25 protein-coding genes and 3 pseudogenes are annotated in these 26514 nt (G+C 63.0%); 19 read left to right on the top strand and 9 right to left on the bottom strand.

What is annotated here, in order from left to right:
- Positions 1-92: 92 nt before the first annotated feature.
- Together ASPU41_RS22600 and ASPU41_RS07965 are read right to left on the bottom strand one after the other, a co-directional pair.
- The gene (locus tag ASPU41_RS22600; RefSeq protein ID WP_157356966.1) at positions 93-740 is read right to left on the bottom strand and encodes a hypothetical protein; all 648 of its coding nucleotides are present in this window, start codon (positions 738-740) and stop codon (positions 93-95) included.
- A gap of 3 nt (positions 741-743) precedes the next feature.
- The gene (locus ASPU41_RS07965) at positions 744-1634 is read right to left on the bottom strand and encodes a hypothetical protein (protein ID WP_069950466.1); all 891 of its coding nucleotides are present in this window, start codon (positions 1632-1634) and stop codon (positions 744-746) included.
- Positions 1635-2073: 439 nt separating this feature from the next.
- Between ASPU41_RS07965 and ASPU41_RS07960 the strand changes: the two genes are divergently transcribed.
- The 3 genes from ASPU41_RS07960 to ASPU41_RS07950 all read left to right on the top strand — a co-directional run bounded on the left by ASPU41_RS07960 (position 2074) and on the right by ASPU41_RS07950 (position 4939).
- Positions 2074-2469, top strand: coding sequence for a hypothetical protein (locus ASPU41_RS07960; RefSeq protein WP_069950465.1), 396 nt, complete (start codon positions 2074-2076; stop codon positions 2467-2469).
- The gene (locus ASPU41_RS07955; RefSeq protein WP_069950464.1) at positions 2466-2858 is read left to right on the top strand and encodes a helix-turn-helix domain-containing protein; all 393 of its coding nucleotides are present in this window, start codon (positions 2466-2468) and stop codon (positions 2856-2858) included. Before ASPU41_RS07960 ends, ASPU41_RS07955 begins: the two co-directional genes overlap by 4 nt.
- A 1559-nt stretch (positions 2859-4417) precedes the next feature.
- The gene (locus tag ASPU41_RS07950) at positions 4418-4939 is read left to right on the top strand and encodes a hypothetical protein (protein ID WP_069950463.1); all 522 of its coding nucleotides are present in this window, start codon (positions 4418-4420) and stop codon (positions 4937-4939) included.
- 1403 nt (positions 4940-6342) lie between these two features.
- Here ASPU41_RS07950 and ASPU41_RS07945 read toward each other — a convergent pair.
- Entirely contained in the window at positions 6343-7515 is a 1173-nt protein-coding gene (locus ASPU41_RS07945; protein ID WP_231941295.1) for an LAGLIDADG family homing endonuclease, read from the bottom strand.
- 88 nt (positions 7516-7603) lie between these two features.
- Between ASPU41_RS07945 and ASPU41_RS24010 the strand changes: the two genes are divergently transcribed.
- Positions 7604-7915, top strand: a complete 312-nt coding sequence (locus ASPU41_RS24010; protein WP_069950461.1) for a helix-turn-helix domain-containing protein — start codon at positions 7604-7606, stop codon at positions 7913-7915.
- A 183-nt stretch (positions 7916-8098) separates the two neighbouring features.
- Here the strand turns inward: ASPU41_RS24010 and ASPU41_RS24005 are convergent.
- A pseudogene (locus tag ASPU41_RS24005) lies at positions 8099-8197 on the bottom strand (recombinase family protein); the annotation flags it as partial.
- 167 nt (positions 8198-8364) lie between these two features.
- Here ASPU41_RS24005 and ASPU41_RS07935 point away from each other — a divergent pair.
- The 3 genes from ASPU41_RS07935 to ASPU41_RS07925 all read left to right on the top strand — a co-directional run bounded on the left by ASPU41_RS07935 (position 8365) and on the right by ASPU41_RS07925 (position 10616).
- Complete coding sequence (locus ASPU41_RS07935; RefSeq protein ID WP_069950460.1) at positions 8365-8862, top strand: hypothetical protein; 498 nt, start codon at positions 8365-8367, stop codon at positions 8860-8862.
- Positions 8863-8993: 131 nt separating this feature from the next.
- On the top strand, positions 8994-9599 hold the full coding sequence (locus ASPU41_RS07930; protein WP_197515796.1) for a S1 family peptidase: 606 nt from the start codon (positions 8994-8996) through the stop codon (positions 9597-9599).
- Between the two features lie 339 nt (positions 9600-9938).
- Positions 9939-10616, top strand: a complete 678-nt coding sequence (locus ASPU41_RS07925; RefSeq protein ID WP_157356965.1) for a hypothetical protein — start codon at positions 9939-9941, stop codon at positions 10614-10616.
- Positions 10617-10648: 32 nt separating this feature from the next.
- Here the strand turns inward: ASPU41_RS07925 and ASPU41_RS21975 are convergent, their stop codons facing one another.
- On the bottom strand, positions 10649-12067 hold the full coding sequence (locus ASPU41_RS21975; protein ID WP_083266420.1) for a zinc-ribbon domain-containing protein: 1419 nt from the start codon (positions 12065-12067) through the stop codon (positions 10649-10651).
- 529 nt (positions 12068-12596) lie between these two features.
- Entirely contained in the window at positions 12597-13433 is an 837-nt protein-coding gene (locus tag ASPU41_RS21970; protein ID WP_083266419.1) for a DUF4429 domain-containing protein, read from the bottom strand.
- Between the two features lie 425 nt (positions 13434-13858).
- Between ASPU41_RS21970 and ASPU41_RS07910 the strand changes: the two genes are divergently transcribed.
- A complete protein-coding gene (locus ASPU41_RS07910; RefSeq protein WP_069950457.1) occupies positions 13859-14515 on the top strand; it encodes a helicase associated domain-containing protein in 657 nt (218 codons plus the stop codon).
- A gap of 291 nt (positions 14516-14806) precedes the next feature.
- Here ASPU41_RS07910 and ASPU41_RS07905 read toward each other — a convergent pair whose 3' ends face one another.
- Positions 14807-15928, bottom strand: a complete 1122-nt coding sequence (locus ASPU41_RS07905) for an EcsC family protein (RefSeq protein WP_231941200.1) — start codon at positions 15926-15928, stop codon at positions 14807-14809.
- Between the two features lie 442 nt (positions 15929-16370).
- Here ASPU41_RS07905 and ASPU41_RS07900 point away from each other — a divergent pair.
- Positions 16371-16802, top strand: a pseudogene (locus ASPU41_RS07900) (LexA family protein).
- A 47-nt stretch (positions 16803-16849) separates the two neighbouring features.
- A pseudogene (locus ASPU41_RS07895) lies at positions 16850-17302 on the top strand (Y-family DNA polymerase); the annotation flags it as partial.
- Positions 17303-17498: 196 nt separating this feature from the next.
- Here ASPU41_RS07895 and ASPU41_RS07890 read toward each other — a convergent pair.
- Complete coding sequence (locus ASPU41_RS07890) at positions 17499-17852, bottom strand: alpha/beta fold hydrolase (RefSeq protein WP_197515795.1); 354 nt, start codon at positions 17850-17852, stop codon at positions 17499-17501.
- A gap of 115 nt (positions 17853-17967) precedes the next feature.
- Here ASPU41_RS07890 and ASPU41_RS07885 point away from each other — a divergent pair, with 115 nt between their 5' ends.
- The gene (locus tag ASPU41_RS07885; protein WP_231941199.1) at positions 17968-18399 is read left to right on the top strand and encodes a DUF427 domain-containing protein; all 432 of its coding nucleotides are present in this window, start codon (positions 17968-17970) and stop codon (positions 18397-18399) included.
- 22 nt (positions 18400-18421) lie between these two features.
- Here ASPU41_RS07885 and ASPU41_RS07880 read toward each other — a convergent pair whose 3' ends face one another.
- Positions 18422-18811, bottom strand: a complete 390-nt coding sequence (locus ASPU41_RS07880) for a heavy metal-responsive transcriptional regulator (RefSeq protein WP_069950453.1) — start codon at positions 18809-18811, stop codon at positions 18422-18424.
- Positions 18812-19064: 253 nt separating this feature from the next.
- Here ASPU41_RS07880 and merA point away from each other — a divergent pair, with 253 nt between their 5' ends.
- From merA to ASPU41_RS07840, 8 genes are all read left to right on the top strand, one after another.
- Positions 19065-20510, top strand: a complete 1446-nt coding sequence (merA, locus tag ASPU41_RS07875; protein WP_231941198.1) for a mercury(II) reductase — start codon at positions 19065-19067, stop codon at positions 20508-20510.
- A gap of 44 nt (positions 20511-20554) precedes the next feature.
- Positions 20555-21919: a dihydrolipoyl dehydrogenase family protein gene (locus ASPU41_RS07870; RefSeq protein WP_069950452.1), complete on the top strand. Its 1365-nt coding sequence runs from the start codon at positions 20555-20557 to the stop codon at positions 21917-21919.
- The gene (trxA, locus tag ASPU41_RS07865; protein WP_069950451.1) at positions 21916-22242 is read left to right on the top strand and encodes a thioredoxin; all 327 of its coding nucleotides are present in this window, start codon (positions 21916-21918) and stop codon (positions 22240-22242) included. The genes ASPU41_RS07870 and trxA (ASPU41_RS07865) overlap by 4 nt, the downstream gene beginning before the upstream one ends.
- Before the next feature lie 51 nt (positions 22243-22293).
- The gene (locus ASPU41_RS07860) at positions 22294-22968 is read left to right on the top strand and encodes a haloacid dehalogenase type II (RefSeq protein WP_069950450.1); all 675 of its coding nucleotides are present in this window, start codon (positions 22294-22296) and stop codon (positions 22966-22968) included.
- A gap of 9 nt (positions 22969-22977) precedes the next feature.
- Positions 22978-23757 (top strand): DUF427 domain-containing protein, encoded by a 780-nt coding sequence (locus tag ASPU41_RS07855; protein ID WP_069950449.1) that lies wholly within the window; start codon positions 22978-22980, stop codon positions 23755-23757.
- An 86-nt stretch (positions 23758-23843) separates the two neighbouring features.
- Positions 23844-24665, top strand: coding sequence for an alpha/beta fold hydrolase (locus ASPU41_RS07850; protein WP_231941289.1), 822 nt, complete (start codon positions 23844-23846; stop codon positions 24663-24665).
- Positions 24666-25107: 442 nt separating this feature from the next.
- Complete coding sequence (trxA, locus tag ASPU41_RS07845) at positions 25108-25434, top strand: thioredoxin (RefSeq protein WP_069950448.1); 327 nt, start codon at positions 25108-25110, stop codon at positions 25432-25434.
- 96 nt (positions 25435-25530) lie between these two features.
- The gene (locus tag ASPU41_RS07840) at positions 25531-26490 is read left to right on the top strand and encodes an ABC transporter substrate-binding protein (RefSeq protein ID WP_069950447.1); all 960 of its coding nucleotides are present in this window, start codon (positions 25531-25533) and stop codon (positions 26488-26490) included.
- Positions 26491-26514: the final 24 nt, after the last annotated feature.

Raw genomic sequence — 26514 nt, 5'->3', positions numbered from 1 at the left:
GTTCATATCGATCGGAACATGCAGCGAGCCGCTCAAGCTGGGGACGGGTGAGATAGACGGATTCACGGCCGGCGGTCATGTGCGGGACGTAGTCACGTCCCCCCCGCAGAATCCTTGGCCGGATTCACACCTAGGACTTTTAGACCGACGGCATGATCAAGCATTCTCGACAATTGCTTGGAGGCCCTGGCTCTCGTGTCGCTGCTCGCGGTAGAGCCGGCCACGCCTTTCATGTTCTGTGTCCACCGGGCGACGCCGGCGTAAGTCACAGTGCTCAGGGGGTAGTCCTGCCAGTAGGGCTTTATCAATCGGGCATATAACCACTCATAGCCCTGTATTGTCTTGGGCGTGGCAGCGCGCCTGCCAGATGCACCCACTGACTTGATTCGATCGATCCACAGTTCGTACAAGGCCGCTACGGTCATCCCGGCCGCTGATTTGGGGTCGATATACGTACCGGCCCTTACCGACTTGGTCTGGCCCATGGCGAATTCAGTGGCTTCGGCTTTGCTTTCGAACCGCCGCGTCTTCCATTTTCCCTCAGGGTCCTGATACCCAGCCTCCCACCGTCGAGGTTTCAGCCGCGAGACGCTTGGACGCTCTAGACCGAGTTCAGATGCCCGAACTGTTTGGCGTGTCGCGAATGCCCTAGCCCTGGATTCAGTGTCGTATTCGTTCCGGAGCCGTTTCCCAGAGGCCGACGAGTACGAAACAGCCCAGTCCAATTTCCGGATGCCCATAGCTCATCGTGTCCGGTGGATATTGCGCATTATGTCTTCTGCGGTCAGTGGAATCCCTTGCTTAGACGGCAAGACATCGGCCGAAAGTATTAGACCCTCTCCATCGGAATAGCCCTCACCCATTAAAGCGGCCCACACCAAGCGCTCTTCAATCCCGTACTTATCTGCGATTCCGCGCTGGGTCATACCGGCCAACCGCAGGCTGCGCATCCCCGGGAATTGGGGATCCGTGTACAGAACTCCAAGCGGCGTGAGTGCACCAGAGGCGCGACCCTGTTCACCAGGCGTCAGAAGGGCCCGGCGTCTTGCTTCTTTGATTCGCTGAGCCATAACCGAGGGCGACATGTCCACTAATTCCGCGAGCGTTGCCGTCGCGCGGCTGTTTCCCAGCCGAATTTGCTCGGCGTACTTTGCCGCAAGGGCTGCGTACTCGACATTGGTTCGCGGAGCTGCCTTGTCCCGCCATGTTTCAAACCGCTGCTCGATGAAGGCAGTGTTGGTGGCGAGTTTAGCAAGCTGTTTCTCAGCTACCCGCCGTCTTCCTCGCGCCCGGTTCACCGATTCTTCAACGTAGGAATGCACGTCCTCGGTGTCTACCTGCGGAAGGGACTGCACCTGTCCGGCCGGGAATGCTACGACTTCGGCGATCGACCACGACTCGGTTGTGAAGTCGACCCTAAGCCCTACGGCCCATCCGTCTCTAGGGCGGCGGATAAGAAGGGCGAAGTCTTCATATAAGCGCTCTCGCGGCGCGGCCTGCGGGTGCTGATACTCGAGAGCAACTTCTTCAGTGAGCTTTCTGAGGATGGGGCTGGCATCTTCGGACTTCATATCTTCACTGTAATCGTTCACAGTCGAAGTCCTCTGGTTCATGGTTGACAACTTTGAATCCATGCCGCTAACTTTAGTTTCGTTGTTCAAAGTAGTCAAGTCTGAACACAAGAGTCGAACTATGAAGGGATGTCATGGCAAATGCGCAATCAGGGCCTCCGCCCGGGACTAAAGGGCTAGAAGATACGCGCTCGATCTACCTCACCCGCACCGAAGCGGCGGCCTACCTGAATGTGCCCCCGCGCTGGCTCGCAAACAACACCAAGAGTGGCCCCCGGTACATCAAAGGCGGGGGGCCTCGTGCGCTACTCAGTCGAAGCCTTGGCCGCTTTCATGTCCGCTCATGAAGGCCGGCACTAGCGGAACTCTCACTTCGGTCGTTCGCGGCCAACAGAATTCACCGCCAACCGCAAGTGGGCCAGCACAGCGGTTCCACATCATTTGAGCACTTCATCCCTGGCCGGGCCAGCCCCTGGCTTCGTCCTCACCAACGGAGGTATTTATGTTCCCTTTGACCGATCCGTCGTCCTCTGAGGATGCTCACGCGTCGCGGGCAGACGAGCCGCGGTGCGCTGAACAGTGCGGACGCAACAACACCGCGTTCGTCGCAACAAACCCGCACTTGGACCGCTGGCTCGAAGTTGTCGGCGGGGACAACGAACTGTCATCGGAAGCCCTCGCGGCGGCTGTCGTATTGGCCCGGACCGTCGGACTCGGCCGCGTCACTTTTACTAACTGGCAGCGCGTGAACGATTCCCTTGGCCGCCACAGGACTGACCCCGCAGTGTTCGACACCATCCGGGAACTGCAGGTGGCCGGGTACGTGGGCCGCTTCCAGGGCAACCGCTACAACAAGTCCCGCGGCTGGTCCCTGACGATTCCGGAGGGAGAACTGTGAGCTTTGTCCCTGGCGAGCCGTCACGCCCCTTGCAGTATTCGAAAGCGATCCGGGAGTCCGACCTGCCGACGGGGGTTAGGGCCGTCTGCTGGGCGATGGCCACCTACGCCAACAACAACACGGGTGTTGCCTATGCCACCGTCGCAACACTTGCCAAAGCCACGGGGCTCTCCGAGCCCATCGTTTCAAAGCACACACGGGTCGCCGAAGCCAGGGGGTACCTGCGGAAGGACCGTCAGTACAACAGTTCCATCAGATACACCATCACGATCCCCGTCGTCGAAGAATCACCGAGCGTGCAGATCGCCGATACCGGAGCGGCCATTCCGCCCCGGCTGCAGGAGCTCCAACGCATGAACGAGGCTGGCCGTCCTGACGTCTGGCATTAACGCCGCTGTCGCAGCACGGGAGGGGCACCCGAAAGTCCGCCCCGGGGGGGGGCAGCAAAAGCCCCTCGGGGTACCCCTGAACTGCCGCCCTACCCCTACCCCGGGGTTTCATCCCCGGGACCCAGGAAATACCACTGCCTAACTACCTCACCTCTCTACCTTGGGTAGAACTACCTAAGAAGTTCTACCCATTGGAACTACCTAAATTGATCTATGTCACGGTTTCGACGCCCCTGACGGGCGGCGAAGTCCCTTACCGACAAGGTAGGGGTCTGAGGACCCCCTAGGGTCTTCCACGTCGGTAGGCCCGCACCCGTCGCGGGCACATTTTCGACACCCCACCAGCAGCGGAGACCGGCGACCTTTGCCTTTAGGCAAAGGCCAAGCAAGCCACACCGCCCTCGGTCAACTATTGCTGCGTCAAGGAAGGCGATGGCGTTGCCCCACGGCAAGGTCATCGACGGGCTGTGACACCGCCCTGCAACCGGATTAGCGATCCGGCTGTCAAGGCATAGCGGAGCGCCGCGCAGCCCGGAGGGCGGAGCAAGCTCCGCGTAACGCAACAATCTCGCTAAAGCGCACGCCTATGGCGCGTGTCGTTATTCGCCACCGCCAACCCAACCTCCTAAGGGGAACCTGTGACCGAAATTCGCTCCCAGCCTGCGAACGATTCTCCCGAATCGCTTCGTCAGGCCAGGATCTTTGACACCACCAAACGCCATTACCAGCGTCTTGGCCTCTGCGGTCCCTGCGCAGCCAAGGCTGCCTGGGGCCACCAGCTCGGGTTTTCGCGGAGCGACCCGCCCTGCGGCGAGTGCCAGCCGCTCGTCGACACTTTCCCCGTCGCCAAGCCACATCAGTGGCGCTCCAACTCTCTGCGCAGGGGAGCCAAGTTCTCCTCTTCGGTCGTTCCCGATGTGCGGTAGCAGCGGCCCCTGTGTGTGGAATTTCTGACGACGCTACCGGCGCGCGGCACTGGGATCACGGTCCCGCCTGATAGCGTCACCAAACGGGCCACCGGCGCGCTGTTGACCGGCGGCGCAGGAGTGCGTGAAGCCGGTCGTACGCATGACGTGGGAGGCGTTGTTCCTGCCCCTGCTGGGATGAGAGGACTGGAACACGGCGTGCAGTGTCCATCGCCAGGGACCTTCGCGGGCCCACCGCTGGGCCAGGAGGCTAAGGCCCCGAGCGCCGATGATTCTGCAACCGGCCGGCGGCAGTGTTACCACTACCGTTTACTCCGCGCCCCGACGGCGTATGCCACCTTCCTGCCCGAGTACGGCCCATGTGCGGCGCTGAGCACATCGCCGCCCCCAAATTAACGGAGATCTGCTTGTCGGATGCGCCCATCGCCGGCACAACAGCTGAAGCCCTGATGGCCTAATTTCGCCCTCCCATCCCCCAGAACAGCGACAGCTAGCGGACGGTCGTCAAGGGCTACCTTCCGGCTACGGCGTGAGCATGACTGCGGAGCCGGATACAGGTCCAGCGGATCTGTTTTTCATGGGCCCGGGGTGAGACTATGAGCCCATTCGTCAAACTTGCTGAAGGGTGGGGAGATGGCTCGGAGGAAAGGCGGTTCCGCCGCAGGGCTGGTCGGGCTTGGGGCGGCCGGGACGGGGCTCTGGGGGCTTCTCTTTGCGGCGTTCATTGTCTATTACCTGTGGTGGATCTTCCTGATCATCATCGGCCTAGCGTCGCTCACGGCCTGCTGCATCGCAGTCCGCCGCGCCCAGGCGAAGGCGGGGCCAAGGCCACCCAAGGTTGCCAAGCTGCCCAAGGCCAAGCCCGTGGCGCCTCCTGCGCCCGCCTACATCCCCCGTTGGGATGGGACCCGCAAGTGGGTCGCCAGAGAGGAGCTGGCCGGATGGGATCGAGCCTTCCGGGACACCGCCGGGCAGGCTGAGCCGCTTCGTCAGGCAGGGCCGGCCGGCGTTCCGGCTCCGCCTGCACCCGCACGCGAACCCGAACCCCCACCTGTCCCGGACCGTGTCCCGGCACGGCCTGCACCCGCCCCGGCACGGCCGACGGATGAGGAGTTGTTCGCCAGGCTTAGGTCCCAGCTGCATGACCTGGAGTAGCCCGCCGGGCCGGGGGTCCACATGGGAGGAGCACGGCCGCGCCGGTATCCGACGAGCATGGCGTTCCGCTCCCAAGGCTCAGACGCTACCGTCCCCAGCGGCCTCCAGCTCATCAGTCCGGACCACGCTGGAGGCCGGGCTTCGGGCCGAGCGGCTTCCTCCGTTAATTTTGGACCGAAACTTCCACGATGCGGAACTTTGGAACTCGTACGGCACCTTAGGCGCTATCACGCGCGGGCGGTGGGGGAAAGCCGTGGGGGGTCACCCCCACCCGTCCAACGACGTTGCCCTACGGTCCGGCGGCAGGGCCTGCCAACCGCTGCTGTCAATGAGTCCACCACCGGGCAGGCCTCCAGCCTGAGCGCAAGCGTCCCCGACACCGACGACTTCCAGGCTCGCCATCGACCAAGTCAACGTCGTCATTGCCTACGTCAACGTAGGTATTGATGACGCTGTCATTACCTACGACATTGCCGTCGTCAGCACCTATGGCAGCGTAGGTTGGGCGTGCCTGTCCAGGCAGCTGTGCGGCGGCTGGCCGCGCGGCCTGATTTGGCTGTACGCGCCGCCCTTCGCGGGCGTACTCTTCGGGCATTCCAAAGTCAACGGGACGGTGTTCAGATGGAGCGCACGACAGCAAAGCGCCGCGGGGTGGTCGCCCCGCGGGTACTTTGGCTGGTTGATGGTGGTCCTCGGTGTACTAATCGTGACCGGTCAGATCGGTGGGTTCGCGACGACCCTTTATGGGGTCGTCGTGCTCGGGGTGATGATCGCAGAGTGGGCGCTTCGTCATTGTGCTCACCAGTCCCAACAGATGACCAGGGCCGCCCCCAGTGGGCGGTCCTAATTGTTGAGGCGCAAAGACCTAATGGACTAGGCGGAGGAGAACCGCGTAACAGTGGCCTCCCGAGTAGGGACCGGCGTCGCGCGATTGGACGTTATCGGCATGTCTTGCCCCGCGAACGGCGGAGGAAAAAGTCGGATGAAGCGGCGCCGTCTGCATCAGGTCGACACCAACAAGTCAGGACCTTGCTCGACATTCCGGCACGGGGTAGGCGGTATCGCTCAGCACTAGGGGCGCGGTCGATTGCAAGGCTGTCAGTCCGACCACTACTGCCAGGGGTACGCCGGCCGAATGCCGCCTCTTGGAGGCCAGGCCCCTTTGGACAAAGACCACCTTGACCTGGCGGGTCCATCGTGGCAAGAGACGCAGGTGCGCCCACGGGCGCCGCGCGGCGCTAGGACCTTGGAGAGACGCCGAGGCCGTGGCGCCCGCCACATCATCGCGAGAGACGCAGGTGTCCGGGCAGTCGATAGGACAGTGGTGACCGTACTTTCTTGCCCAGAAGCTGCCGGCCCCAAGGCTGGCGGAGCCACGGGCGCGGGTCGAAGTCGCGGGTGTTCTACAGGCAGTGTGCGAGAATTCCACCCTCAACCTGGAACTGGTGGGCATCGGTATCGATGCCGATGCCCTTAAGGTGAACCGACCTTACTGGCAGCACAGACCGGATGTAGCGGCGTGAGGCCATGCGGCCGCCGGGGACAAGGCGTGACGCTTTGCGCTGGATCCGGGCGACCGGATAGTCGTCAGCAACCTGGAACACTGCCAGCCAGCCCGCCGTCGGATGGGCGCGCACACTGGGCTTATAGCCCAACGATCGGGCTATTTCCACGAAACCGTCGAGAATCCGCCGGTTCGTGTTAACGAACTGGACCTGCCCCTTCCTGTTTGTCACATTGCCGTCTGAGTCGACCAAGCCCTGCAAGAGTGCGCGGCGTTGCTCAGTCCCAGCAAAGAGGTACACATCCGGAACATGCTTGTTGCGCAGCACCCCCAAGGTCCGCAGCCGCTGAAAGAGCGACTGGTTCACCGCGCCGCGAGACGGCTTCGTCACGTTCCGGACGTTGAGGCAGTGGGCCAGGTTGTAGTCGTAGTAGGTCGAGGACAACATCTCGTAGGAAAGCAGAACGTCCTGAAGTAGGGTGGTCACTTCTTCTACGTCATTCCGCCCCACAGAGATGGCGCCGTTTGCGGAGTAGCCATCGCCGAGCCAGTAGCCAAAAAGGTATGGATCGACCGGGAGATCAAGATCGGGACTCAGCCGTTCGGCGACCGGAACGCTAATTGCGGACCTGCGGAATAGCTTCATGCGTGCCAGCTCTGTGGTGGAAACCGTTAGTTCGACAAAGCCACTGTCGTGACCATTGCGGGTCTCGACAGTCCACGTGTGCGAGGCTGCGGCCGTGATCTGCTGACCGTCATCGAAAGTCACCGAGTAGCAGTCGAGATTCCGGAATACTGAAGTGTCCCTGTCCACCCTTTGCCAGTTGCCGTCTCCGTCGAAGACAGTGTCGCCTACTATCAGATCGGCGACCGATTTCCAGCCGGAAGGCGTGGCAACTCGATGTGTCAGCGCCACTGCGGGCCATTCGGGAACTGCCGAGACCGGGACGCAAAGGCCGCGGCCGGGAACACCCACCGTTGTCGTTTTCGCGATGTCCACCGTGGTTGACGCTTGCCCGTCCGAGCCGCCATTCTCCGATAAATCCGAAGTACCGCTAGCTTCCAAATACATCGACTTCACGTCTCCTCTCGCCTGCCCCACTTTTTCATGTACAGCTAGTGGAGCAGACAAGACTGACAATCTCGGTTGACATGGATGAATGCCCACCCGCCCGCACCAGTCCTCCGAGGAGCAGACACGCCGGTGGGCTGAACGCAGGGCAATGGTCGGGGCGCGAATCCGTGAGCTACGACTCGGGCAGGGCCTCTCGCAGGAAGCACTGGCTCTGGAGTCGGGGCTGAGCAGAAATATGGTGATCGGCATCGAGTGGGGCCGGAAGAGCGTAGCCTACGAGCGTCTTTGGGATATCGCTGACGTTCTGGACGTACCGATCAGCCAACTTCTTCTCCCGCCGGATTCGGCTGCCAAGACTTCCCCTTACCGGGGCCGTCGGCGACCCATGGGCAATTAGTCTCGGCGGCAACTTCAGGGCGGCCACGGTAGGCCCCACATCCGCGCTCGCCAGCACCTCCCCAATGGGCGTTGGGATGAATTTGCTGACAACGGTATATCGACTCGTGCCCACACCCCGCCCGAGGTCCGAGAGCGTCATCAGATACCTCTCGCACCCACCGGGCGGTCAATACACACCTGTATCGGACTGGGGTCGTGAAGCTCGCGCACCAGACACACCGTGATCAGCGTAGAGGTCATAGCCTCGGACGCCGACGGCCAGAAAATCCGCCTGCTGCCGTTAGCTGTTAGGGCCGTTCGGGCCGCATAATCTTGCTTAGCTGTTTGCGCACACTTTGATTGGGGGATGACATGACTCACGAGCCTGGTCCAGGAGACCTTCCACAAGTGGACGGGGCAGCGATTCACCAACCGTGGGACCGCAGGCCGCGGAAATGGCCATATGTTGTGACCATCGTCGTCTTGGCCGTCGGCCTCCTCGGCCTCGGTGCCGCCTACGCCTTCAGCACGAACTCCGCAGGCCAGTGGCGTGCGACCGCGGACAAGACTTCGCGTAACCTCGCCGCGATGACGGCCGAGCGGGATGGGCTCTCGGAGAAGAACACGTCCCTGACTTCGCAGTTGAGCGACACGAACAGCAAGCTGAATGACACGACGAGCAAGCTCAACGACGCCAGCGCTCGGATCCGCTCCCTCGCCAACGAGAAGGCCCAGCTCGGGGATGACACCGCGCTTCTGGCGGAGCTGGTCGCCTCATCCCAGAATGTCAGCACGCAATTGTCTACCTGCATACGTGACCTTCAGAAACTGCAGACCTATCTGGTGAATTACGCCGCCTATGATCAGGCCGCCCTGATCAGTTTCGTGCAGAACGTCAACTCGGCGTGCAACACCGCACGGGCAGACAGCGATAGCCTCACGCAGAAGATCCAGGGACTGAAGTGACGTTCGGGGGTCTGCGCGTCGCGTGCGCAGGCGTCCTCTGCCTGCTGGCGCTATCAGGCTGCGGACTCACACCTGTGCCACCGCCCCCCGTAACCAGCGCGGCGCGGACCCTGGCCCCGGCATCGCCGATAGTGTCCCCGACTGCTCCGGCCCCGATCATCACCCCGTCCGGGTTCAGCGCCTACGAGCGGGCTGCGCTGCGTGTTCGCAACATCGGCTGCGGCGGTGTCTCGCGCGGGTCTGGCTTCGCCATTGCAGATCATGTTTTCGTCACGAACCGCCACGTAGTCGGCGGGGCGGCGCTCCTGCAGGTAAGCACCTACGACGGCAGGGACATAACGGTCAACGCCGTGGGCGCGGTCATTATCGCCGACCTGGCCCTGGTGTGGACGAAGGAACCACTACCGGCCACGCTCCAGCTCGCGCTGTCGAACCCGCCACTCGGCGCTGAGGTGACAGCCGTCGGGTACCCGTTGGGCGGCGAACTCACAACCACGAGCGGAAGGGTGTTGCGGTACGACCGCGACCCACTGGGCTCGTCACCGTTGCAGATGATGTATAACAGCGCGCCTATTGAGCATGGCAGTTCGGGCAGCCCACTGGTCGATTCATCAGGGAAGCTTGTGGGCGTGGCCTACGCCGGTGGCGGCGGCCAGTATGTCGCCGTGCCGGTGGCGGCCCTTACCCAAGCGCTCAAGGATCCCGCGAACTTCTCGAACGGGGCTGGCTGCGACTGAGGATCCAGTGTTCTCGGATTCAGCAAAGAACACGCCATACCGAGGCCGCCGGCGACCTACGGGCCGGTAGCTCCTGAGTTACCTGAACCGTTGCCATCCGCGGGGGCTAGCCCCGCCACCACATGGCCGACGCCGATGCGGGGAGGCACCGGCCACGAGTCGTTCCCTCGGATTCTGGTGACGCGGCTGGGCGTGCAGCGCGGGTCCGGCCGCGATGTTCCCACATGTCTTCAAATGATGCATCGGCGGCCGGCACACACCTCAACCTGACTGACCGCCTCACAATGCGTGACAGCCGCAGCGGACGCCGGGATGGTCGACGTCGGCGATGATGGTTCTGTGAACAGCACTGAGCGACCAGTTTTCAACGTAGTAACCGTACCGGACTCCGCAGACGCCCGGCTCTTCGTCGAGTTGTCGAGCTACGGGGCGGATCTCGCCGAGGCCCGCCATGCCCTGGATCTCGCGACTGGGTCCCGAGGCGATGGATCGGAGCAGGAGGACGCGGGGGCATACCTAATCGCCTTCGCAGTAGTTGCATACTGCCGTACATATTTCCATTCGAACGTTCGAAAGCCACTGACCGAGCACATAGCCATCCCCGCCGAGTATTCAGACATACACGGGCTGGTTGGGGCATTCAGGAACACCACAGTTGCGCACTCCCAGTCGAACCTCGCGACGACCTTCCCGGTGGGTTTCCTCGATGCCGCAACACTTCGCTTGCGGGACGTTACGGCAGCGACCGCGTCGCAGACACTGCCTCCTCCGCTAGTTGAGCGTTTCCGGGAACTCATCGAAGTAATGGACGATCTTCTCTTCGAGATGATAGAGCCCGTCCGGCAAAGGTTGATCGAGCAGTTGAGGGAGTCCGACCTTGCGAAGATGGTTGATGAGGGCGGCCAGCTAGAGGCTGTCTACGCCACGGATGCTGACTTCAATCCACGGACGAGGCGACGGCCCTATCCAACCTCACACACGGTGTATTGGTCGGGAGCTTCACAGCCGGGCGACTGACTCCGCGGGCGCAACCTGACCATGTCACCGTGTCATGTTCGATTCCGGACTTTCCGGGCGCTGTATGGAACAAATCGCTCGGATGGCGGAAGGGAATCGTATATTTCAGCGGCCAGCACCGTTGCCTTCGGTTCGGCGGAGGCGAGGTAATCCCGGGTGACTTCCTGACTGACCCAGCCCAACTCGGTGACGTGCCGCAGGACCTTGTCCGTGATCGCCTTGACGTCGGGCCTGCGCGTGCGCTCAATGCTCACGTCGAATTTTAGATCCAACAAGGGCAAAGGTTCTTCCCTGATCCGCACAACCCTGTAACCGGCATCGCGGAGCCGTTTTGTCTTTTGTCGGTCGCGCTGTTCGTGGTCGTCGCCCTTGTGTGTATGTGAACCATCGAACTCGATAACAATACGTAGGGACTCGATGAGGATGTCGACGGTGTGGGGCCGGTTATGACCGAGCTCGAGGCGCTTCTGACTCTTGGGGTCCACGTCGTCGGGAAACACGGCCGCGAACTCACACGCCAATGCGATGTCGATCCTGGACCTGATGGCGGGGGCGCACTGTTTGCAACCGTCGTCGTCGAGGGCGCGCGCCCGAACTGCTGTACGCCACACGTGCGCAGGATCCTGGGGGCAGTTCCACCAGACCCGACGGTTGCTTCCGGTCGTCACGTCGGCCGGAGTCAGGGGACTGTTCTTGGCCGGGTGCCATTGGTCAGCAAGGTCCGGCCTGTTCAGGGACAGACGATTGCGGTCAGTGGGCCGCTTCCCGTCGCAGTAGGGGCATCCCGCCCCGTCTGCTGGCCGTGAACTGACGAAGGATTCCCACTGATGGTCCGGATCATTCCGGCATATCCAGCCGGCCCGGTAATCACTTCCTCTGGCGACTTCTTCGGCGCGCTTGTCGTTGGCCGGATCCCATTCGGCGGCCAAGATCAGGCTCGCACCTGCGAGGCTGTTTGAAGCATTGACCTTTTTACCCGCGCAGTACGGGCACCCCCGGCCGCGGAAACGGGCCGCCGGGGAGGCTTGATAGTCGTGGGTGGGATCTTGGGGGCACGTCCACCAAAACTTCTTGTTGGACTGGGGCAGCACATCGGTGGGCAACAATCCGAGCTCGGCCCGGTTGCGCTCCGGATGCCACGTGGAGAGCAGGTCCGGCCTCGCCACGGCCAGATTGTTTTCTGGGGTGGCTCTCAGGCCAGCGCACGCCGGGCAACCGTGGCCTTTGGTTCGCGCGTAAGGGGTCGCATGCCAGGAGTGTTGGTTGTTGCACAGCCACCAGATCGGGCGGTTGCTTCCCGACGTGAGCTGGGACGGCGTAATGGAGTTCCTGTCCGGATCCCACTGGGCGGCTATGGCCGGATATAGGCGCGCCAACGACTTCGCGCCTTCGTCGTGTACCGGATGAAGCCGCAGCGGACGCGGCGGCAGTACTTGTTCTTCCACGGGCATATAGTCATCCTTCCCGATTCGCGTACCGAAAGCTTCAGGGCTGTGTGCGGCGTTGCTAGCGGCTTCAGAGAGGAGGGCCGTGTGACTCCGCCGCCACGCGCCGGGTCCTGATGCATGTTCCCCTCTGCCTCACTCGCCAGCACCGCCTCAACGGGCCCTCAGAGGAATTCGCTGACAACGGTAGGCCCATTCCTGCCCGCGGCCCCGCCAAGCAAGAATGTGTCACCAATCTGAGGTAGCCGTCAACGCTTGGTCCCTCCGCGCCGGCGGAATAGTCACTTTAGATGAGATCACCGCAAAGAAAGCGTGGCTCCTAGCGAGACCCTGAACCGGCAAAGGTCCTTCGGAATGGCCGCAGCCCTCCGCGGCTTGATCGGCCACAACGTCGACCTCTGGGTCACTGACGACGAGTTCTTCGCCGTGCCCACGATCGTGCAGTTCAACGACCTCGGGATGTCAGCATGAAATCAACTTTGGACAAGTTCACGCGCCGGCGAACTCGAGGAACGGGACGGATACGCTTAGTGGCTCAGAGGCGGCTGAGAAGCTCGGCTTTCTTGGCGTCGAACTCCTCAGCTGTCAGCACTCCGGCGTCCCGGAGGCCGGCAAGCTGGGAGATCTGGTCCAGTACCGAAGGGGCGGCCGGAGCAGCTGCGGCAACCGGGTTGTGCCTTGCAGTAATGGCAGCCTCGAGCGCGTCGCGGAAAGCCAGGAACGCGGGCTCTTGTTTTGGGATGAAGACAATCGAGTTCTCGTCCCCGGCTGCATCAAAGGTCTGCTTGCCGAACTCGCTGCGCCGTTCGTTGCCGCCCGGCATCGTGAACTGGATGAAACCGCTGATAAGTGAGCCGGCCGGCTTGATCTGAACCGCAGAAACTGACCCCAGCGGAACACGCTTGACACCTTTTCCCACGGACATGCGGCCAAGGGCTCCGACGTGCTGGAGGGTGAGGAACTGCCCGTCAAACGCGCAATATCCGCCCACGCCCACAGCCACGATCGCATTCTCTGGGATGCCATGCTTCGTCCGGTAGGCAGCGTCAGATTCCGCAACGGCTTCGACCTCTGCCAGGACCCCGGCCGGCAGCTGCTCGGCCATCTTCTGGAGGTTCCTGGGCTGATTGCTGCCTTGCCCCTCAATGGCCCAGATGACGACGGCTGCATCGCCGGTGGCGGTGATCGTACCGGTATATTTCCCGGCAAATGTGTTGGTCCTCACTGAGAAAGGCGTCTCCACCAGGATCTGTCCGTCACCCGTCTGGTTGGCCTTGAATTTCAGGGCCTTGGCGGCAGCCAGGACATGGCCGACCGCCGTCGCAGGGTCGGTCTGGATTGTCCACTGGATGCTCTTATGTTGGGTAGCCACGCGATGACTCTAGCAACCCGGCATACCGAATCCGCCGACCGGTGAGCGTGGCAGCGCGCCGTCCGTAAACATGGAGTTTGTGGGGCGTGCCCTGGCCGGAATGGAGGCCGGCCCAGGGCGCTCTCTCTCCTAGAGCCCTGGACAGCGCCCAACGTCCGTACGATAGCGGCGGAACGACCGTTGGGGGAGACTGCCGGCGCACCCGTCGGCGTCGGCCACTCCTGAAGCCGTCACGGTGTCGGCTCAGCAGGCCTCCAGCACCGAGGGGTTCAACCCTGCCCCGCTGATCTTCATCATCGGCGGGGTCATGCTTGCCGCGGCGTTGGTCTGGTACGTCCGCCCGTTAACCTGCCCGGAGACAATGTCGGCTTTGCGGCGCCATGTTCCTTCGTGCGAACCGTCGGCCGTGGCAGGATGGGTCCATTATGGACAGGCGGTTGCGACGCGCTCCCGACGCGGAATGGGTGCTGATGTACCGGCTCGGGCTGAGCCGGAAACGCATCGCTGACCTCGTGCGCGTTCCGCCCGCCGCCGTCGGATACCATCTGGTCATCGCCCGCCGCCAGGACCCGGAACTTGAGGCCGCACACCAGGCCGCCGCCGGCGCCGTACCCGTTCCTCACCCCTCCACCAGGGACCTTTCCCGCATGGACGAGGTCATCGCCTGGGTGTCGGCCGAAGGCCGGCTCCCGGAGGACCGTTCCGGCGACCGGGGCGAAAGGTCTATGGCGCGGTGGCTGTCCGGGCGCAGGCGCGAAGCCGGCGAAGGAAAACTGGACCCCGCCTACAGCGAGGGACTCGCCCGGGTGCCCGGCTGGGCCGAAAACCATCGGAACGTAGCGGACGAATCCCGCTGGCGTGACCGCCTCGCCCAGCTCGTGGAGTTCCGGCAGGAAGGCCACGACTGGCCACGCCACCACGACTATGACTCCGAGCGCGAACACACCCTCGGCGTGTGGATCCACACTCAGCGGTACAAACACCGCCGCCGCGAACTCGACCGCGCCAAGGTCAAGCTCCTGAACGCCGCACTTCCCGGATGGCAAACCGGGAGAACCCGCGGCCGCCCCCGCCGCCAGTGACCGGAAGGCCGCGCCTCCCGGCCTGTCCTGCGGCCGGGACGCCATGCCTGCGAATAGCCTGAGAGTGGTTCTCCAGTCCCCCCAGCTTGGAGAACCGGAGCCTCCGCGCTTGAGTCCTGGACTCGCGCGGAGGCTTTCCTCATAGGCCTGATAAGGACCACCCTGCTCACGCGGGCACTCCGTATGGATTCGCGTCCTTGAGGGACACTGTCAGTTACCGGGCCGCGGACACATCTGGCGGCCGGCAGTCGCGACTCGGTGAGTGCTTTGTCGGTGTGAACTTGCCTCAGGTCAGTGGAGGTCGGGGCCACCCGCCACGGCGAGCTCGCTGATAACGCTGATAGCCTCGTCGACTTCGGTTGGGCTGTCCTGGTCGTCATCAGGAAGCAATCCGGGCGCTTCCGCGCCAAGGTGTGGGTACTTCTCCAGGAGGAACCGCCGCCGGTACGCCATGTTGGCGGCGTCAACGATCCCCTCCAAGGTGGTCCAGTTGAAGGTGCCGCCAACGAGGATCCCGGCTACGGGTACGACTTTGCCGAGCCCCTGCTTGGTAAGGCGAACGCCGAATGCGCTGGCGAACTGTTTCGAGACCTGAGCGACGATTGACTGGTCCAGAATCTCCCAGGTTTTTTTGCGGACGAGTGCTTGGGTGAGCCGCGAAATGTCGGCCATCGCGGCGGACTTCGCGCCGGCTGACACAGCCGTTCCGGCATTGACGACCGACATTATGAAGAGCTTCTCGGCAGGTTCTTCCGGATCGTAGCCGTAGAGCAGCGACACCTCGCCGACGCAGCGGGACCCGAGTGCCAGAACGATTGCGGCGTCGCCAACGAAAGCGCCGGCGATGACAGCGCCCGTAGGCGCTGCCGCGGCTCCGCCGGTGAGGGGGATGGCGAGTTCTCCTCCGGAGATCGCGAGCCCTGCAACTGCTCCCGAGGCTGCCGCGGCTATCGGGTAACCCCAGCTCGCCCCTCGTCCACGGACAGCGTCGATCTGCTCGAGGTCGAGGCGTCGCAGGTCGGGAAGTGATGCAACGTCGTGTCCGCGTTTCCTGTGCTTTTTCACGACCTGTTTGGGTGAGAGTCCCGCCCGTGAGGCCCGTGCCACCGTCTGCCGCATCGACGCAAAAGCAGCGCCGCTCCAGTTGGCCATGCCGTCGGGTATGGCATCGGCGGCCTTGCGGGCCCCGGTGCCCATTGTCTGAGCGCCCTTGGCGACCATTTCCTGCCCACGCGAAACGGCAGCGTGGGCTCCTGGGCGTTCTTCCAGGTACTTCGTCGCACGTTTGCCGAGTTCCGCAGCGCCGCTGGCCACTTGCTCGCCGGCGTCCCTCATCACTCGAGAGAGGGGGCGGCCCTGGAACCGTTGGACGTTGCGCCATGCATCGAGCTCATAGGCCGAGGGTTCAGTCATGCCGCCATTGTGCCCCACGATCACGTGTGAAGGACTCCGACACGTGATTGGCCCTGAGCGCTTGAGCACGGGCGGCTCGGCTTCGAAGCTGCGCTGGGCTTAGGCCGTCGATGCGGACGGCGGCATGCGGTGCCCGCCCTTACGGCGTGGATGGCCCCTTCAATTCGACGTAGTAGTCCGGCATTAGCCCGTCTGCGCGCACAGTGTGGCGGGCGCTTACGAGCTTGCTCTAGCCGACCATGTCCATGAGCGGGCGGCGGCGATCTCGTGGGCGAGGGCGCGGAGGGTCGAGTTTCGTGCACGCTGGGAACGTAGACACCTGGGTTTGAGCCGCTCGAAGAGTGTGGCGGGATACGGCGGGCGCCAGGCGCCGGTGATGGTTCTTTTGTCGCCCCCTACAGCTATAGTTTAAATCGAACATATATTCGAATAGGGGCGTGTTGTGGGCGTTGTTGTTGGTCCCCGTGTGATAGATGCGGGCGCATCGTTGTTGTCGGTGCTGATCTCTCCGGTCGCTGTTGCGGCCGGATATCCCTCGCCGGCGCAGGACTACTTCGATGGCCGAATCGACCTGAACGAGCACCTGATCAAAGACATCACCAGTACCTATGTCGTGCGGGTGTCCGGGGAATCGATGGAAGGCGCCGGCATCAGCGACGGCGATGAGCTGATCGTCAACCCGGCCCTGGAACCGGTGGACGGGTCCGTGGTCGTCGCGGTCCTGGACGGCGAACTGACCATCAAACGGCTGCGGATCACCGGAACCGGGGTCGTACTGTAGGCAGAGAACCCGGCCTACCCGGACATCCGGGTCCCGTCCTTATCCGATCTCGTCATCTGGGGCGTCGCGACCCGGTGCCTTCACCATGTGTAAGAGGAGCTATTGCGTTAAACGGGAGCTTTGCCGGCACGGGGCAAGCAATGTCTAAGCCCGCTGCCATGCGTCATATGCCGCAGATCGCGCACGTGGATGTGAACTGCTTCTACGCCTCGGCAGAGCGGGCCTTCAACCCGTCCCTGGAGGGCCGGCCCGTCATCGTGCTCTCGAACAACGACGGCTGTGCCGTCACCCGCTCCCCCGAAGCTAAAGCCCTCGGCATCGCCATGGGTGAGCCGTGGTTCAAACTCGCCCCGCGGGCCAAACAATGGGGACTCGTTGCCCTCTCGAGCAACTACGAGCTCTACGGCGACATCAGCGCCCGCGTGATGGAAGTCCTCGGCCGGTACTCGGCCTGGCTGGAGGTCTACAGCATCGACGAGGCGTTCCTCGGCGTCAAAGGCACCCCGGAGGAACTCCTCGCTCTCGGCCGGAGCATGAAGGCGACGGTGCGGCGGAACGTCGGGGTTCCGGTCTGCGTGGGGATCGCACCGACTACCGGTATCGACGAGTATTTCGGAGTGGCTTATTGCCCCGATTCAAGGGCCCGTTGCCGGTTGTCATGACCACGGTGAAGCAGCTGAACAAGCGTGGGGTAGATCAGGGTTGCGGCAAGCCGGGCCAGAAAAAGTGCAAGCCGCTGCATCATCTTCACGCTTGGGATCGGCCAGGAGTCGTAGGAAACAGTGTTCGTCAGCAACAGGCCGGCGAAAGCATCCGGCTGCCGCACGGCCGCGATTTGCGCCACTCCCCGCCCAAATCGTGGCCAACCAACACCGGCTTTTCCCCAATGTCCAGGGAGCCGAGCCATTCAAGAAGGTAATCGGCCTGGGCCGAAAGGCTCAGATCCTGGTGCGCTCCCCTGGGGATGCTTGAGCCGTAGCCTGGCATCTCCCACGCCAGGCAGCGGCCCTCAACCAGAGGCATGACGTGGCGCCACAGGCGTGGTGAAGTGGGGATGCCATGAATGAGGATGACAGGGGCGCGGGTCCCGCGTTCAGCCCACCTGCCATGGGCATCCTCGCGCATGGGCTGCCATTCGGTCATGACCATCTCCTTGAGCCGGCGCACAGGATTGTTTGAGGGACCACGTTAGCCTGCCCCGTCACCGCCTGGACAGTACCCGGGCTGCAGTAAGTTCAACAACCGGGGCAGGCGGTGTGTGTTCGAGATCGCAGAAGCCCGGCCAGCGTCGCCCTATCGTGATTGCTACAGAACACGCATCATCTGGGTGCAACGGGATTCCACTCCCCATGGACGTTGTCCTCGCCGCGTCCGGATCAATGAGAAACGGTGGAAGGTAAAGAATATGGTCAGGGCTATCTGGAACGGGAAAGTCATTGCCGAGTCCGAGGACACGGTGATGGTCGAGGGCAACCATTATTTTCCCCGTGAGGCGGTGAATCCGCTGTATCTCAGAGAGAGTGACATGTATTCCGCCTGCCCGTGGAAGGGGCAAGCCGGCTATCACACCCTTGAAGTGGACGGCCAGGTCAACGTGGACGCAGCCTGGTTCTACAGCGAACCCAAAAAGCGGGCCGCACCGATTAAGGACCGCATTGCCTTCTGGCGGGGAGTGACGATCGAAGCATGAAGCGTGGGGTGCGTAGGGATGATCAGAGGTAGCTGCAGACCCTGGACTGATCACACGCTGCCGGATTGCCGGCCGCAACGGCCTCATACGAGGCGGCCACACCTGCCCGCAGGGCAGTCAGTTCAGCGATTTTCAGGTCGAGCTCGGCCAGTTGGCCCGCCAGGATGTCCTGCACATGTGCACAGAGAGCGTTGCCGGGCTCCCTGACGGCGAGGATGTTCCGGATCTGGCTCACGGACAGTCCCGCGGCCCTGCCCCGGGCAATGAAGTCGAGCCGGGCCACGCTGTCATCGTTGTATTGCCGATAACCGTTGGGGCCTCGCTGGGCAGGTGGAAGCAGTCCTTGCTCTTCATAGAACCGAAGGGTCTTCGGCGTCATCCCCGCGGCTTTGGCAATTTCACCGATAAGCATCACTGACCTCACTTCCAGCACCTTATGCCGCGGGAGTTTCCGGCGGTCCCCGGTGACCTAGGGGTTCCAGTATAGGTAAAGGTTGCTACGGCCCCAAGGAGTCCTGACACACCAATGAATGCGGGGGAATTGCATTCCCTTGACCTTCCCCTACGGGGGAAGGTGCAGGCTGGAGAGGAAGAACGTCATGCGGGTCCATCGGGGAGCCGCCGTTCGACCCAGGGACAGGTTCCCTGCTACTGGCGGAGGTTTCGTGGCTGCAATACAAGAGTTTGACTTTGATCTGGCGATCATCGGCTCAGGCGGGGGCGCCTTCGCTGCGGCCATCCGGGCAACCAACCTGGGCAAAAGTGTCCTGATGGTCGAGCGGTCAACAGTTGGCGGGACGTGCGTGAACACCGGATGCGTGCCCTCCAAAGCGTTGCTCGCAGCAGCTGAGGCCCGCCACGTGGCCTTGGATGCCGGCGGCAGGTTCCCCGGCATCAGTACTTCTGCCGGCGCGGTGGACATGCCCGGCCTGATCGGCGGGAAGCGCGCCCTGGTGGAGGGGATGCGCTCGGAGAAATACGTCGACCTGATCGCCGACTACGGATGGGACTTCAGACACGGCACTGCGGCGTTCGCCGGGACACCGGAGGAACCGGTGCTGGAAATCACCACCTCCGACGGCGTGCGGGAGTCAGTGACTGCGGCCCACTACCTGGTGGCCACCGGCTCGGCGCCGTGGACTCCCCCGGTCCCGGGACTTCGGGAAACAGATTATCTGACCTCCACCACCGCGATGGAACTGGAAGAGGTCCCGGAATCCCTGCTGGTGGTCGGCGGCGGCTACGTAGCCCTGGAGCAGGCCCAGCTGTTCGCGCGCCTGGGATCCAACGTGACCATGCTGGTCCGGTCCCGCCTCGCCTCGACGGAAGAACCCGAAGTCTCACTGGCACTGATGAGCGTTTTTACCGATGAAGGCATCCGCGTCATCCGCCGGGCCACGCTGGCCTCCGTCGGGAAAGATGAGGACACCGGCGGTGTCAAGGCTGTCGCGGACATCGCCGGCGGCCAGGAGAACTTCCGGGCCGCGCGGCTCTTGGTAGCTACCGGGCGGCGCGCCGTTACCGAAGGACTGAACCTGGACACCGTCGGGGTAAAGACCGGGGACCGGGGCGAGGTCCTGGTACAGAACACGATGGCCAGCACCAACCCCAGGATCTGGGCCGCGGGCGATGTGACCGGGCACCGGGAATTCGTTTACGTCGCATCCGCCCACGGTGCCCTCGCCGTCGAAAACGCCTTCAACAACGCCGGCCGCGAAATTGACTACCGGCACCTGCCACGGGTGGCGTTCACCAGCCCTGCGATGGCCGCCGTCGGGATGACCGACAAGGAAGCAAACGGCGAGGGCATCAGCTGCGATTGCCGTGTTCTACCGCTGGAATACGTTCCGCGTGCCCTGGTCAACCGGGATACGCGGGGCTTCATCAAGCTCGTGGCCGAGAACGGTACGGGCAGGATTCTCGGACTTACGGCCGTCGGCAAGGAAGCCGGTGACATTGCCGCCGCAGGGGTCTACATCCTGGAGGCGGGCATGACCGTCGAGCAGGTCGCGAACCTGTGGAGCCCCTACCTGACGATGGCCGAGGGCATCAAAATCGCCGCCCAGTCCTACACCACGGACATCTCCAGGCTCTCCTGCTGCGCAACCTGACCACGCCTCGAGCGATACCTATTAACCACGAAGGGGAGGAACTGATGGAGGAACACTTTGATGTGGCAGTCCTGGGCATGGGACCGGGAGGTGAGGTGGCGGCGAGCCGTCTCCTGAAAGCCCACAAAAAAGTCGCCGTGATCGAACGCGAACTGATCGGCGGCGAATGCGCGTACTGGGCGTGCGTGCCCTCCAAAACACTCCTGCGGCCGCCGGAAGCGAAGACAGCAGCTGCCCGGTCGGCCGGGGTCACCGGAGCCGAACTGGACTGGGCCGCGGCCAGTGACTACCGGGACTACATGATCCGGCACCTCGACGATAAAGCGCAGATCGATGGCTATAAAGGCCAGGGCGCCACCGTGATCAAAGCCGAAGCCAGAATCACCGGGCCGGGCACGCTGCAGGCCGGCGGCAGGACCATCCACGCCGATCACATCATCATCGCGACCGGCTCCGAGGCCGTTATGCCCGAGCTGGAAGGGGCAGAAAACGTCACCATTTGGACCAACAGGGAAACATTTACGACCACGACTTTGCCGCGGCGGGCCGTTGTGATCGGAGGCAGCGCAGTGGGCACCGAAACGGCCACGTTCCTGGCCCGTTTCGGCGTGGATGTCACCCTGGTGCACCGCGGCAAGGCCCTGATGGAACGCGAGGAGCCCCGCGTCGGAGAACTGACGCGGCTCTATCTCGAAGAGGCCGGCGTGAACGTGCGGCTGGCGTCCCATGCCGTGCGTGCCAGGCGTGAGGGGGACAGCAGTTCGCTGGAGCTCGACGACGGCACATCAGTGGGCACCGACGTCGTCATTTTCGCAACGGGACGCAGGCCCCGGAGCAAGGATCTGGGCTTTGAGGCAGCAGGGGTGAAGCTTGACCCCAAGGGCGCGGTGGTGATCGACGAGCAGTGCCGGGCCGGCGAAGGCGTATGGGCCGGCGGCGACGTCACCGCGGTCATGCCGTTCACCCATGTGGCCAAGTACCAGGGCCGTATCGTGGCAGACGCCATCCTGGGCCACGCACGGCCGGCCACCTATGACGGTATCCCGAGGGTGGTCTTCGGGGATCCGGAGATCGCGGCCGCGGGGATCACCCAGGCCCAGGCCGATGAGCAGGGGCTCTCCACCGCTTTCGCCGAGCTGGACCTGGCCGAATCGCTCACCCGCCCCTGGACCTACGAGCAGGAACCCCGGGGACACCTCGGGCTGCTCACCGACACCAACACGGGCACCCTCATCGGAGCATGGGCCGTATCCCCCCTGGCCGGGGAATGGATCCATCAGGCCTCCCTCGCGATCCGGGCCCGGATCCCCTTGGCGGTCCTGCACGACCAGGTCGCCCAGTTCCCCAGCTACAGCGAGGCCTTCCACATGGCCCTCGATAACCTCAAATACCGAAAGGAACTGTTATGAGCAGCGCAAGGGATGTCACCGACAGCACGTTTGAACAGGAAGTCCTGCGATCAGACAAGCCCGTCATCGTCGATTTTTGGGCGGAATGGTGCGGGCCGTGCAGGATGGTCTCCCCCGTCCTGGACCAGCTCGCGGCCGAGCACGCCGGAAAAGTGGACGTCGTCAAGCTCAATATCGATGAAAACCCCCGGGTAGCGGCGGAATTTGGCATCACCTCCATCCCCGCCATCTACCTGTTCAAAGACGGCGCCCTGAAATCCGCCGTGGTCGGTGCCCGGCCCAAGCAATACCTCGAGAAGGAATTCGTGGAGTACCTGCACTGACTTCCGAGTTTGTCGTGGCACCGTCAATCCTCGAATCAAGGAGAAGCGTGTATGAAACCCTCAACCATTATTTTTGACGTCAACGAGACCCTGTCGGACATGTCCCCGATGGGACAACGGTTCGTCGAGGTGGGGGCGCCGGCACACCTGGCAAAGCTCTGGTTCGCGACCCTGCTGCGGGATGGCTTTGCCCTCACCGCAGCGGGAGATAACGGCACCTTCGCCGGGATCGGCGCCGAAGCTTTGCGCGGCCTGTTCACCGGCATGGAACTGAACCGGGACGTCGAGCCGGCCGTGCAGCACGTCATGGCCGGCATGTCCGGCCTTGGGCTGCACCCGGATGTCGTCACCGGCGTCAAGGCCCTGCACGCTGCCGGATACCGGCTCGTTACTTTGACGAACGGCTCCAGCCAGGTGGCCGAGAAGCTGTTCACCGATGCAGGCATCCGCGACAGCTTCGACCTGCTGCTCTCTGTGGAGGACGCCCCGGCCTGGAAGCCCGGCAAAGCCTCCTACGAGTACGCAGCATCCGCCTGCGGGACTAGGCCCGAGCAAATGCTCCTGGTCGCCGTTCACCCCTGGGATATCCACGGCGCATCCCGCGCCGGCCTTGCCACCGCCTGGATCAACCGCGCCGGGGGCCCGTATCAAAACTATTTCCAGGCGCCGGATCATGCTGTCTCCGCCCTGCCTGAACTGGTCCCGGCCCTTGCCGGAGAAAGCTAAGGAACTGGCATGGCTGTTCGATTGCGCTCTGAAATGCGGGCGCTGGCGCACGGCCTGCGCTACGAGCCAACGCCGCGCAGGATCAGAGCGGACGCCGGGGGGAGGACGGTTGTCGATTCACAGGACGCGCTCCTTGTTTTCGAGCCACGGAAGCTGACCCCGGTGTTCGCGGTACCGGAAGCGGACATCGCCGCAGATCTCCTCCCCTCCTCCCCGGGCAGGGCGGGCGGGGGCACCCGTTCGCACTTCGCCAATCACACAGCCGAGGGCCAGGAACTGACCGTGAGGAGCGGCGGGCTGGAACTGCCGGCGGCCGCCTTCCGGGTTGCTGACCCGGATCTGGCCGGCCATGTGCTGCTGGACTTCGGGGCCTTTGACCAGTGGCGCGAGGAGGACCAGGTGATAGAAGGCCATCCCCGGGACCCGTTCCACCGGGTGGATGCGCGGGCCTCATCACGGCGTGTGAGTGTTGGTTACGAATCGATGGTCCTGGCCGAAAGCGCGCAGCCGGTATTCGTTTATGAAACGATGCTGCCCGTGCGGACGTACCTGCCACGCGGCGATGTGGACTTCGGGCTGCTGGAACGCACGTCACACAGCACGATCTGCCCCTACAAAGGCACAGCGTCGTACTGGTCCGTCAAAGGGGCCGGTACCCGGGGTGAGAACATTGCGTGGAGCTACGAACAGCCCCTTCAGGACGCGACCCAGCTCACGGGCCTCATCGCTTTCTATGACGAACGGACCACCATCAACGTCGAAGGCAAACCCGCCGTAGCTCCCCGGTGACGGCCGGGTGCCTGAAGCCGAAGCCTGACAGGAGACCGGCCACGGGCCCCTGCGGGGATCTGCAACGAAGAATGGAAGTGACAGCAATGTCTGAACAGCAGGTGCAGCGCAAGCAAGTACAGGTCAATGGGACAGGATTGTCGTACCTGGAAGCAGGCGGCCGCAGTGCCGCGCCGTTGCTTCTGCTGCACGGCACCTTCTGGAGCCGTGTCTGGCTCCCGGTGCTTCCCGCGCTGGGTACACATTCCAGGTGTGTGGCACTTGACCTGCCCGGCTTCGGTGCCAGCGACGGAGAGCTGGACGTACACAGCGCCACGGTACCGGAGCTCGCCCGGACGGTGCTGGCTGCAGCGGACGCACTGGGCATGGACCGATTTAACTTGGCCGGCCATGACATTGGCGGAGGGATCGCCCAGCATCTGGCCGCGACGTCCGGACGCGTGGACCGTCTCGTCCTGATGAACTCGGTGATGTTCGACTCCTGGCCGGTTCCCGCCGTCGAACGGTTCCGCGACCCGCAGGTCCGCGCCTCGATGGGGGTCAACGAAATGCTGACCGCCCGCGCTGAAACTACCCGCAAAGCCGTGGCCAGGCCACTCAGTGACGATGAGGTAGCCGACTACGTCTCACCGTGGAAAGACCCGACCAGGGTCAGGTCGTGGATGGCGATGGCCGCCGCGGCGGACGCCCGCTACACCATGGACCTTGTCCCGGCCCTGAGAGAAGCTGCCGTCCCCACCCGCCTCGTCTGGGGCCGTGAGGATGAATTCCAGAAAATCACCTTTGCCCGCCGCTACTCGGCCGAAATCCCGGCATCCGATTTGGTCGAGGTGCCAGGTAAACACATTCCGACCGAAGACAGTCCGGAGCAGGTGGCGGAAGCCATCCTCGACCACCTGGCAGCGTGACCGGGCCCGCCGTTTGGAAGCTACGCACCCTCCGCTCTGGCGTGCCGGGGTATCCGGTCAGGCGAAGCCTTTGTCCTTGAGCCAGACGGCTGCAGCGTCCCAGGGGTTTTGCTTCGCGTCTGCCGGAAACTTTCCCGTTGAGCTGCATGAGGACTGCGGTGGTGAGCACCCAGGAAACTTTGTTAAGTATGTCCCTGGCCTGGGATGGATCAGGGCCTGTTAGTATGCCGACAATTCCCGGCAACCTCACGCCACTGACCAGCAGCGATGCAAAAAGGTTGGCACTACCGAGGGTCACATAATCGCCATCGAGGCCGCAGAAGTCACACTCATGTCCGGCGAGCCAATAGCCCCCTTCCGTTTGTGTGTCCTGGTTTACATACGTAGGGCCGTTGACGGGGCTACATTGCGGCTAGGCGCCACACAATGAAGGGAGAGAATCATGGGAAAAACCAGGGACGTCACCGACGCTTCGTTCGAGACTGAGGTACTCAAATCGGTAAAGCCGGTAATCGTGGATTTCTGGGCCTCCTGGTGCGCGCCCTGTATCAGGCTCTCGCCGGTACTCGAGCAACTCGCGGAGGACTGCGCCGACAAGGTCGACGTCGTCAAGGTGAACGTCGACGAAAATCCGGAAACAGCCTCTGAATTCGGCATCACCTCCATTCCGGCGGTCTATTTGTTCAAGGATGGGCAGCAGAAAATTTCTGTGGTTGGGGCCAGGCCGAAACCTTTCTTCGAGAAGGAATTCGCCGAATACCTCCAGTAGAAGCCACTTATCTCATCATGCCTGACCGCGGCCAGCAGGCACGGTTGGGCTCACAGGCTCTCCATCCATGGGGGCGTCGTTGCAAGGAGGCATGTTATGCATGAAATCAGTCAGAAGAGGCTTGCCCGACGGGCGTTCGGTGGCCTGGTCACCGGGCTTGGCCTGGCGCTTGCACTGAGCGCCTGCGCCGGATCGGATCCCATCGGCAGCGCACCCGCCACGGACTCCTCCCGCGCCTCCGGCCCGGGATCCACATTGGTCGTAGGCTCCGCCGATTTCCCCGAAAGCCAGATATTGGCCGAAGTCTATGCGGGGGCCCTGAATGCCGCTGGCGTTACCGCCAGCACAAAAGCCAACATCGGATCCCGCGAGGTGTACCTCAGGGCCGTCCAGGACGGCTCCGTTGATCTGGTGCCGGATTACAGCGGCAATCTGCTCCTGCACCTGGACAAGGAAGCAACCCAGGTTTCCGCCGACGAGATAGCAAAAGCGCTGCCAGCGAAGCTGCCAGATGGCTTGGCCGTTCTGGAAGCGTCCAAAGCTGAGAACAAAGACGCCATGGTAGTCACCAAGGCGACTGCGGAAAAGTACCAGTTAGAGTCCATTGAGGATCTTGCGAAGGTGTGCGACCAGCTCGTGATGGGGGCTCCTGCCACTTTCGCCGAGCGCGCCTACGGGCTTCCGGGGCTGAAGAAGAACTACAACTGCGTTCTGAAACTGGAGCCCTTCAGTGACGGCGGGGGCCCGCTTACCGTCAGGGCACTGCTGGATGACCAGGTCCAGGTCGCTGACATCTACACCACAACACCGGCGATCTTTGACAACGATCTTGTGGTTCTTGAAGATCCCAAAAACAATTTCATCGCCCAGCAGGTCCTGCCGCTCTACAACAAAGCCAAGATGACGGATAAGGCCAAGGACGCGCTGAACGCAGTGTCCAGAACCCTTACTACAGAGGACCTGCTTAACCTCAACCGCGCCGTGAGCGGAGACCAGAAGCAAAATCCGAAGGATGCTGCTGCTGCCTGGCTCAAAGACAAAGGCCTCGCGAAGTAGGAGCAGCCTGTAGTTGGGCAGCGG

Origin of the sequence: Arthrobacter sp. U41 (genome assembly GCF_001750145.1) — a bacterium.
GTDB lineage: Bacteria > Actinomycetota > Actinomycetes > Actinomycetales > Micrococcaceae > Arthrobacter.
The sequence above is the reverse complement of the archived record's forward strand: the minus strand, read 5'-3'. Positions and strand labels throughout refer to the sequence as shown.

Bases quoted from the DNA above. Each gene is read 5' to 3' on its own strand.
- ASPU41_RS07870 (WP_069950452.1), top strand. From the start codon at position 20,555: ATGGAGGAACACTTTGATGTGGCAGTCCTGGGCATGGGACCGGGAGGT.
- ASPU41_RS07850 (WP_231941289.1), top strand. From the start codon at position 23,844: ATGTCTGAACAGCAGGTGCAGCGCAAGCAAGTACAGGTCAATGGGACA.
- trxA (WP_069950448.1), top strand. From the start codon at position 25,108: ATGGGAAAAACCAGGGACGTCACCGACGCTTCGTTCGAGACTGAGGTA.
- ASPU41_RS07860 (WP_069950450.1), top strand. From the start codon at position 22,294: ATGAAACCCTCAACCATTATTTTTGACGTCAACGAGACCCTGTCGGAC.
- ASPU41_RS07950 (WP_069950463.1), top strand. From the start codon at position 4,418: ATGGCTCGGAGGAAAGGCGGTTCCGCCGCAGGGCTGGTCGGGCTTGGG.
- ASPU41_RS07880 (WP_069950453.1), bottom strand. From the start codon at position 18,811: ATGCTTATCGGTGAAATTGCCAAAGCCGCGGGGATGACGCCGAAGACC.
- ASPU41_RS07960 (WP_069950465.1), top strand. From the start codon at position 2,074: ATGTTCCCTTTGACCGATCCGTCGTCCTCTGAGGATGCTCACGCGTCG.
- ASPU41_RS07855 (WP_069950449.1), top strand. From the start codon at position 22,978: ATGGCTGTTCGATTGCGCTCTGAAATGCGGGCGCTGGCGCACGGCCTG.
- ASPU41_RS07945 (WP_231941295.1), bottom strand. From the start codon at position 7,515: ATGTATTTGGAAGCTAGCGGTACTTCGGATTTATCGGAGAATGGCGGC.
- ASPU41_RS07910 (WP_069950457.1), top strand. From the start codon at position 13,859: ATGGACAGGCGGTTGCGACGCGCTCCCGACGCGGAATGGGTGCTGATG.
- ASPU41_RS07905 (WP_231941200.1), bottom strand. From the start codon at position 15,928: ATGACTGAACCCTCGGCCTATGAGCTCGATGCATGGCGCAACGTCCAA.
- ASPU41_RS21975 (WP_083266420.1), bottom strand. From the start codon at position 12,067: ATGCCCGTGGAAGAACAAGTACTGCCGCCGCGTCCGCTGCGGCTTCAT.
- ASPU41_RS24010 (WP_069950461.1), top strand. From the start codon at position 7,604: ATGCCCACCCGCCCGCACCAGTCCTCCGAGGAGCAGACACGCCGGTGG.
- ASPU41_RS22600 (WP_157356966.1), bottom strand. From the start codon at position 740: ATGGGCATCCGGAAATTGGACTGGGCTGTTTCGTACTCGTCGGCCTCT.
- ASPU41_RS07840 (WP_069950447.1), top strand. From the start codon at position 25,531: ATGCATGAAATCAGTCAGAAGAGGCTTGCCCGACGGGCGTTCGGTGGC.
- trxA (WP_069950451.1), top strand. From the start codon at position 21,916: ATGAGCAGCGCAAGGGATGTCACCGACAGCACGTTTGAACAGGAAGTC.
- ASPU41_RS07965 (WP_069950466.1), bottom strand. From the start codon at position 1,634: ATGGATTCAAAGTTGTCAACCATGAACCAGAGGACTTCGACTGTGAAC.
- ASPU41_RS07890 (WP_197515795.1), bottom strand. From the start codon at position 17,852: ATGACCGAATGGCAGCCCATGCGCGAGGATGCCCATGGCAGGTGGGCT.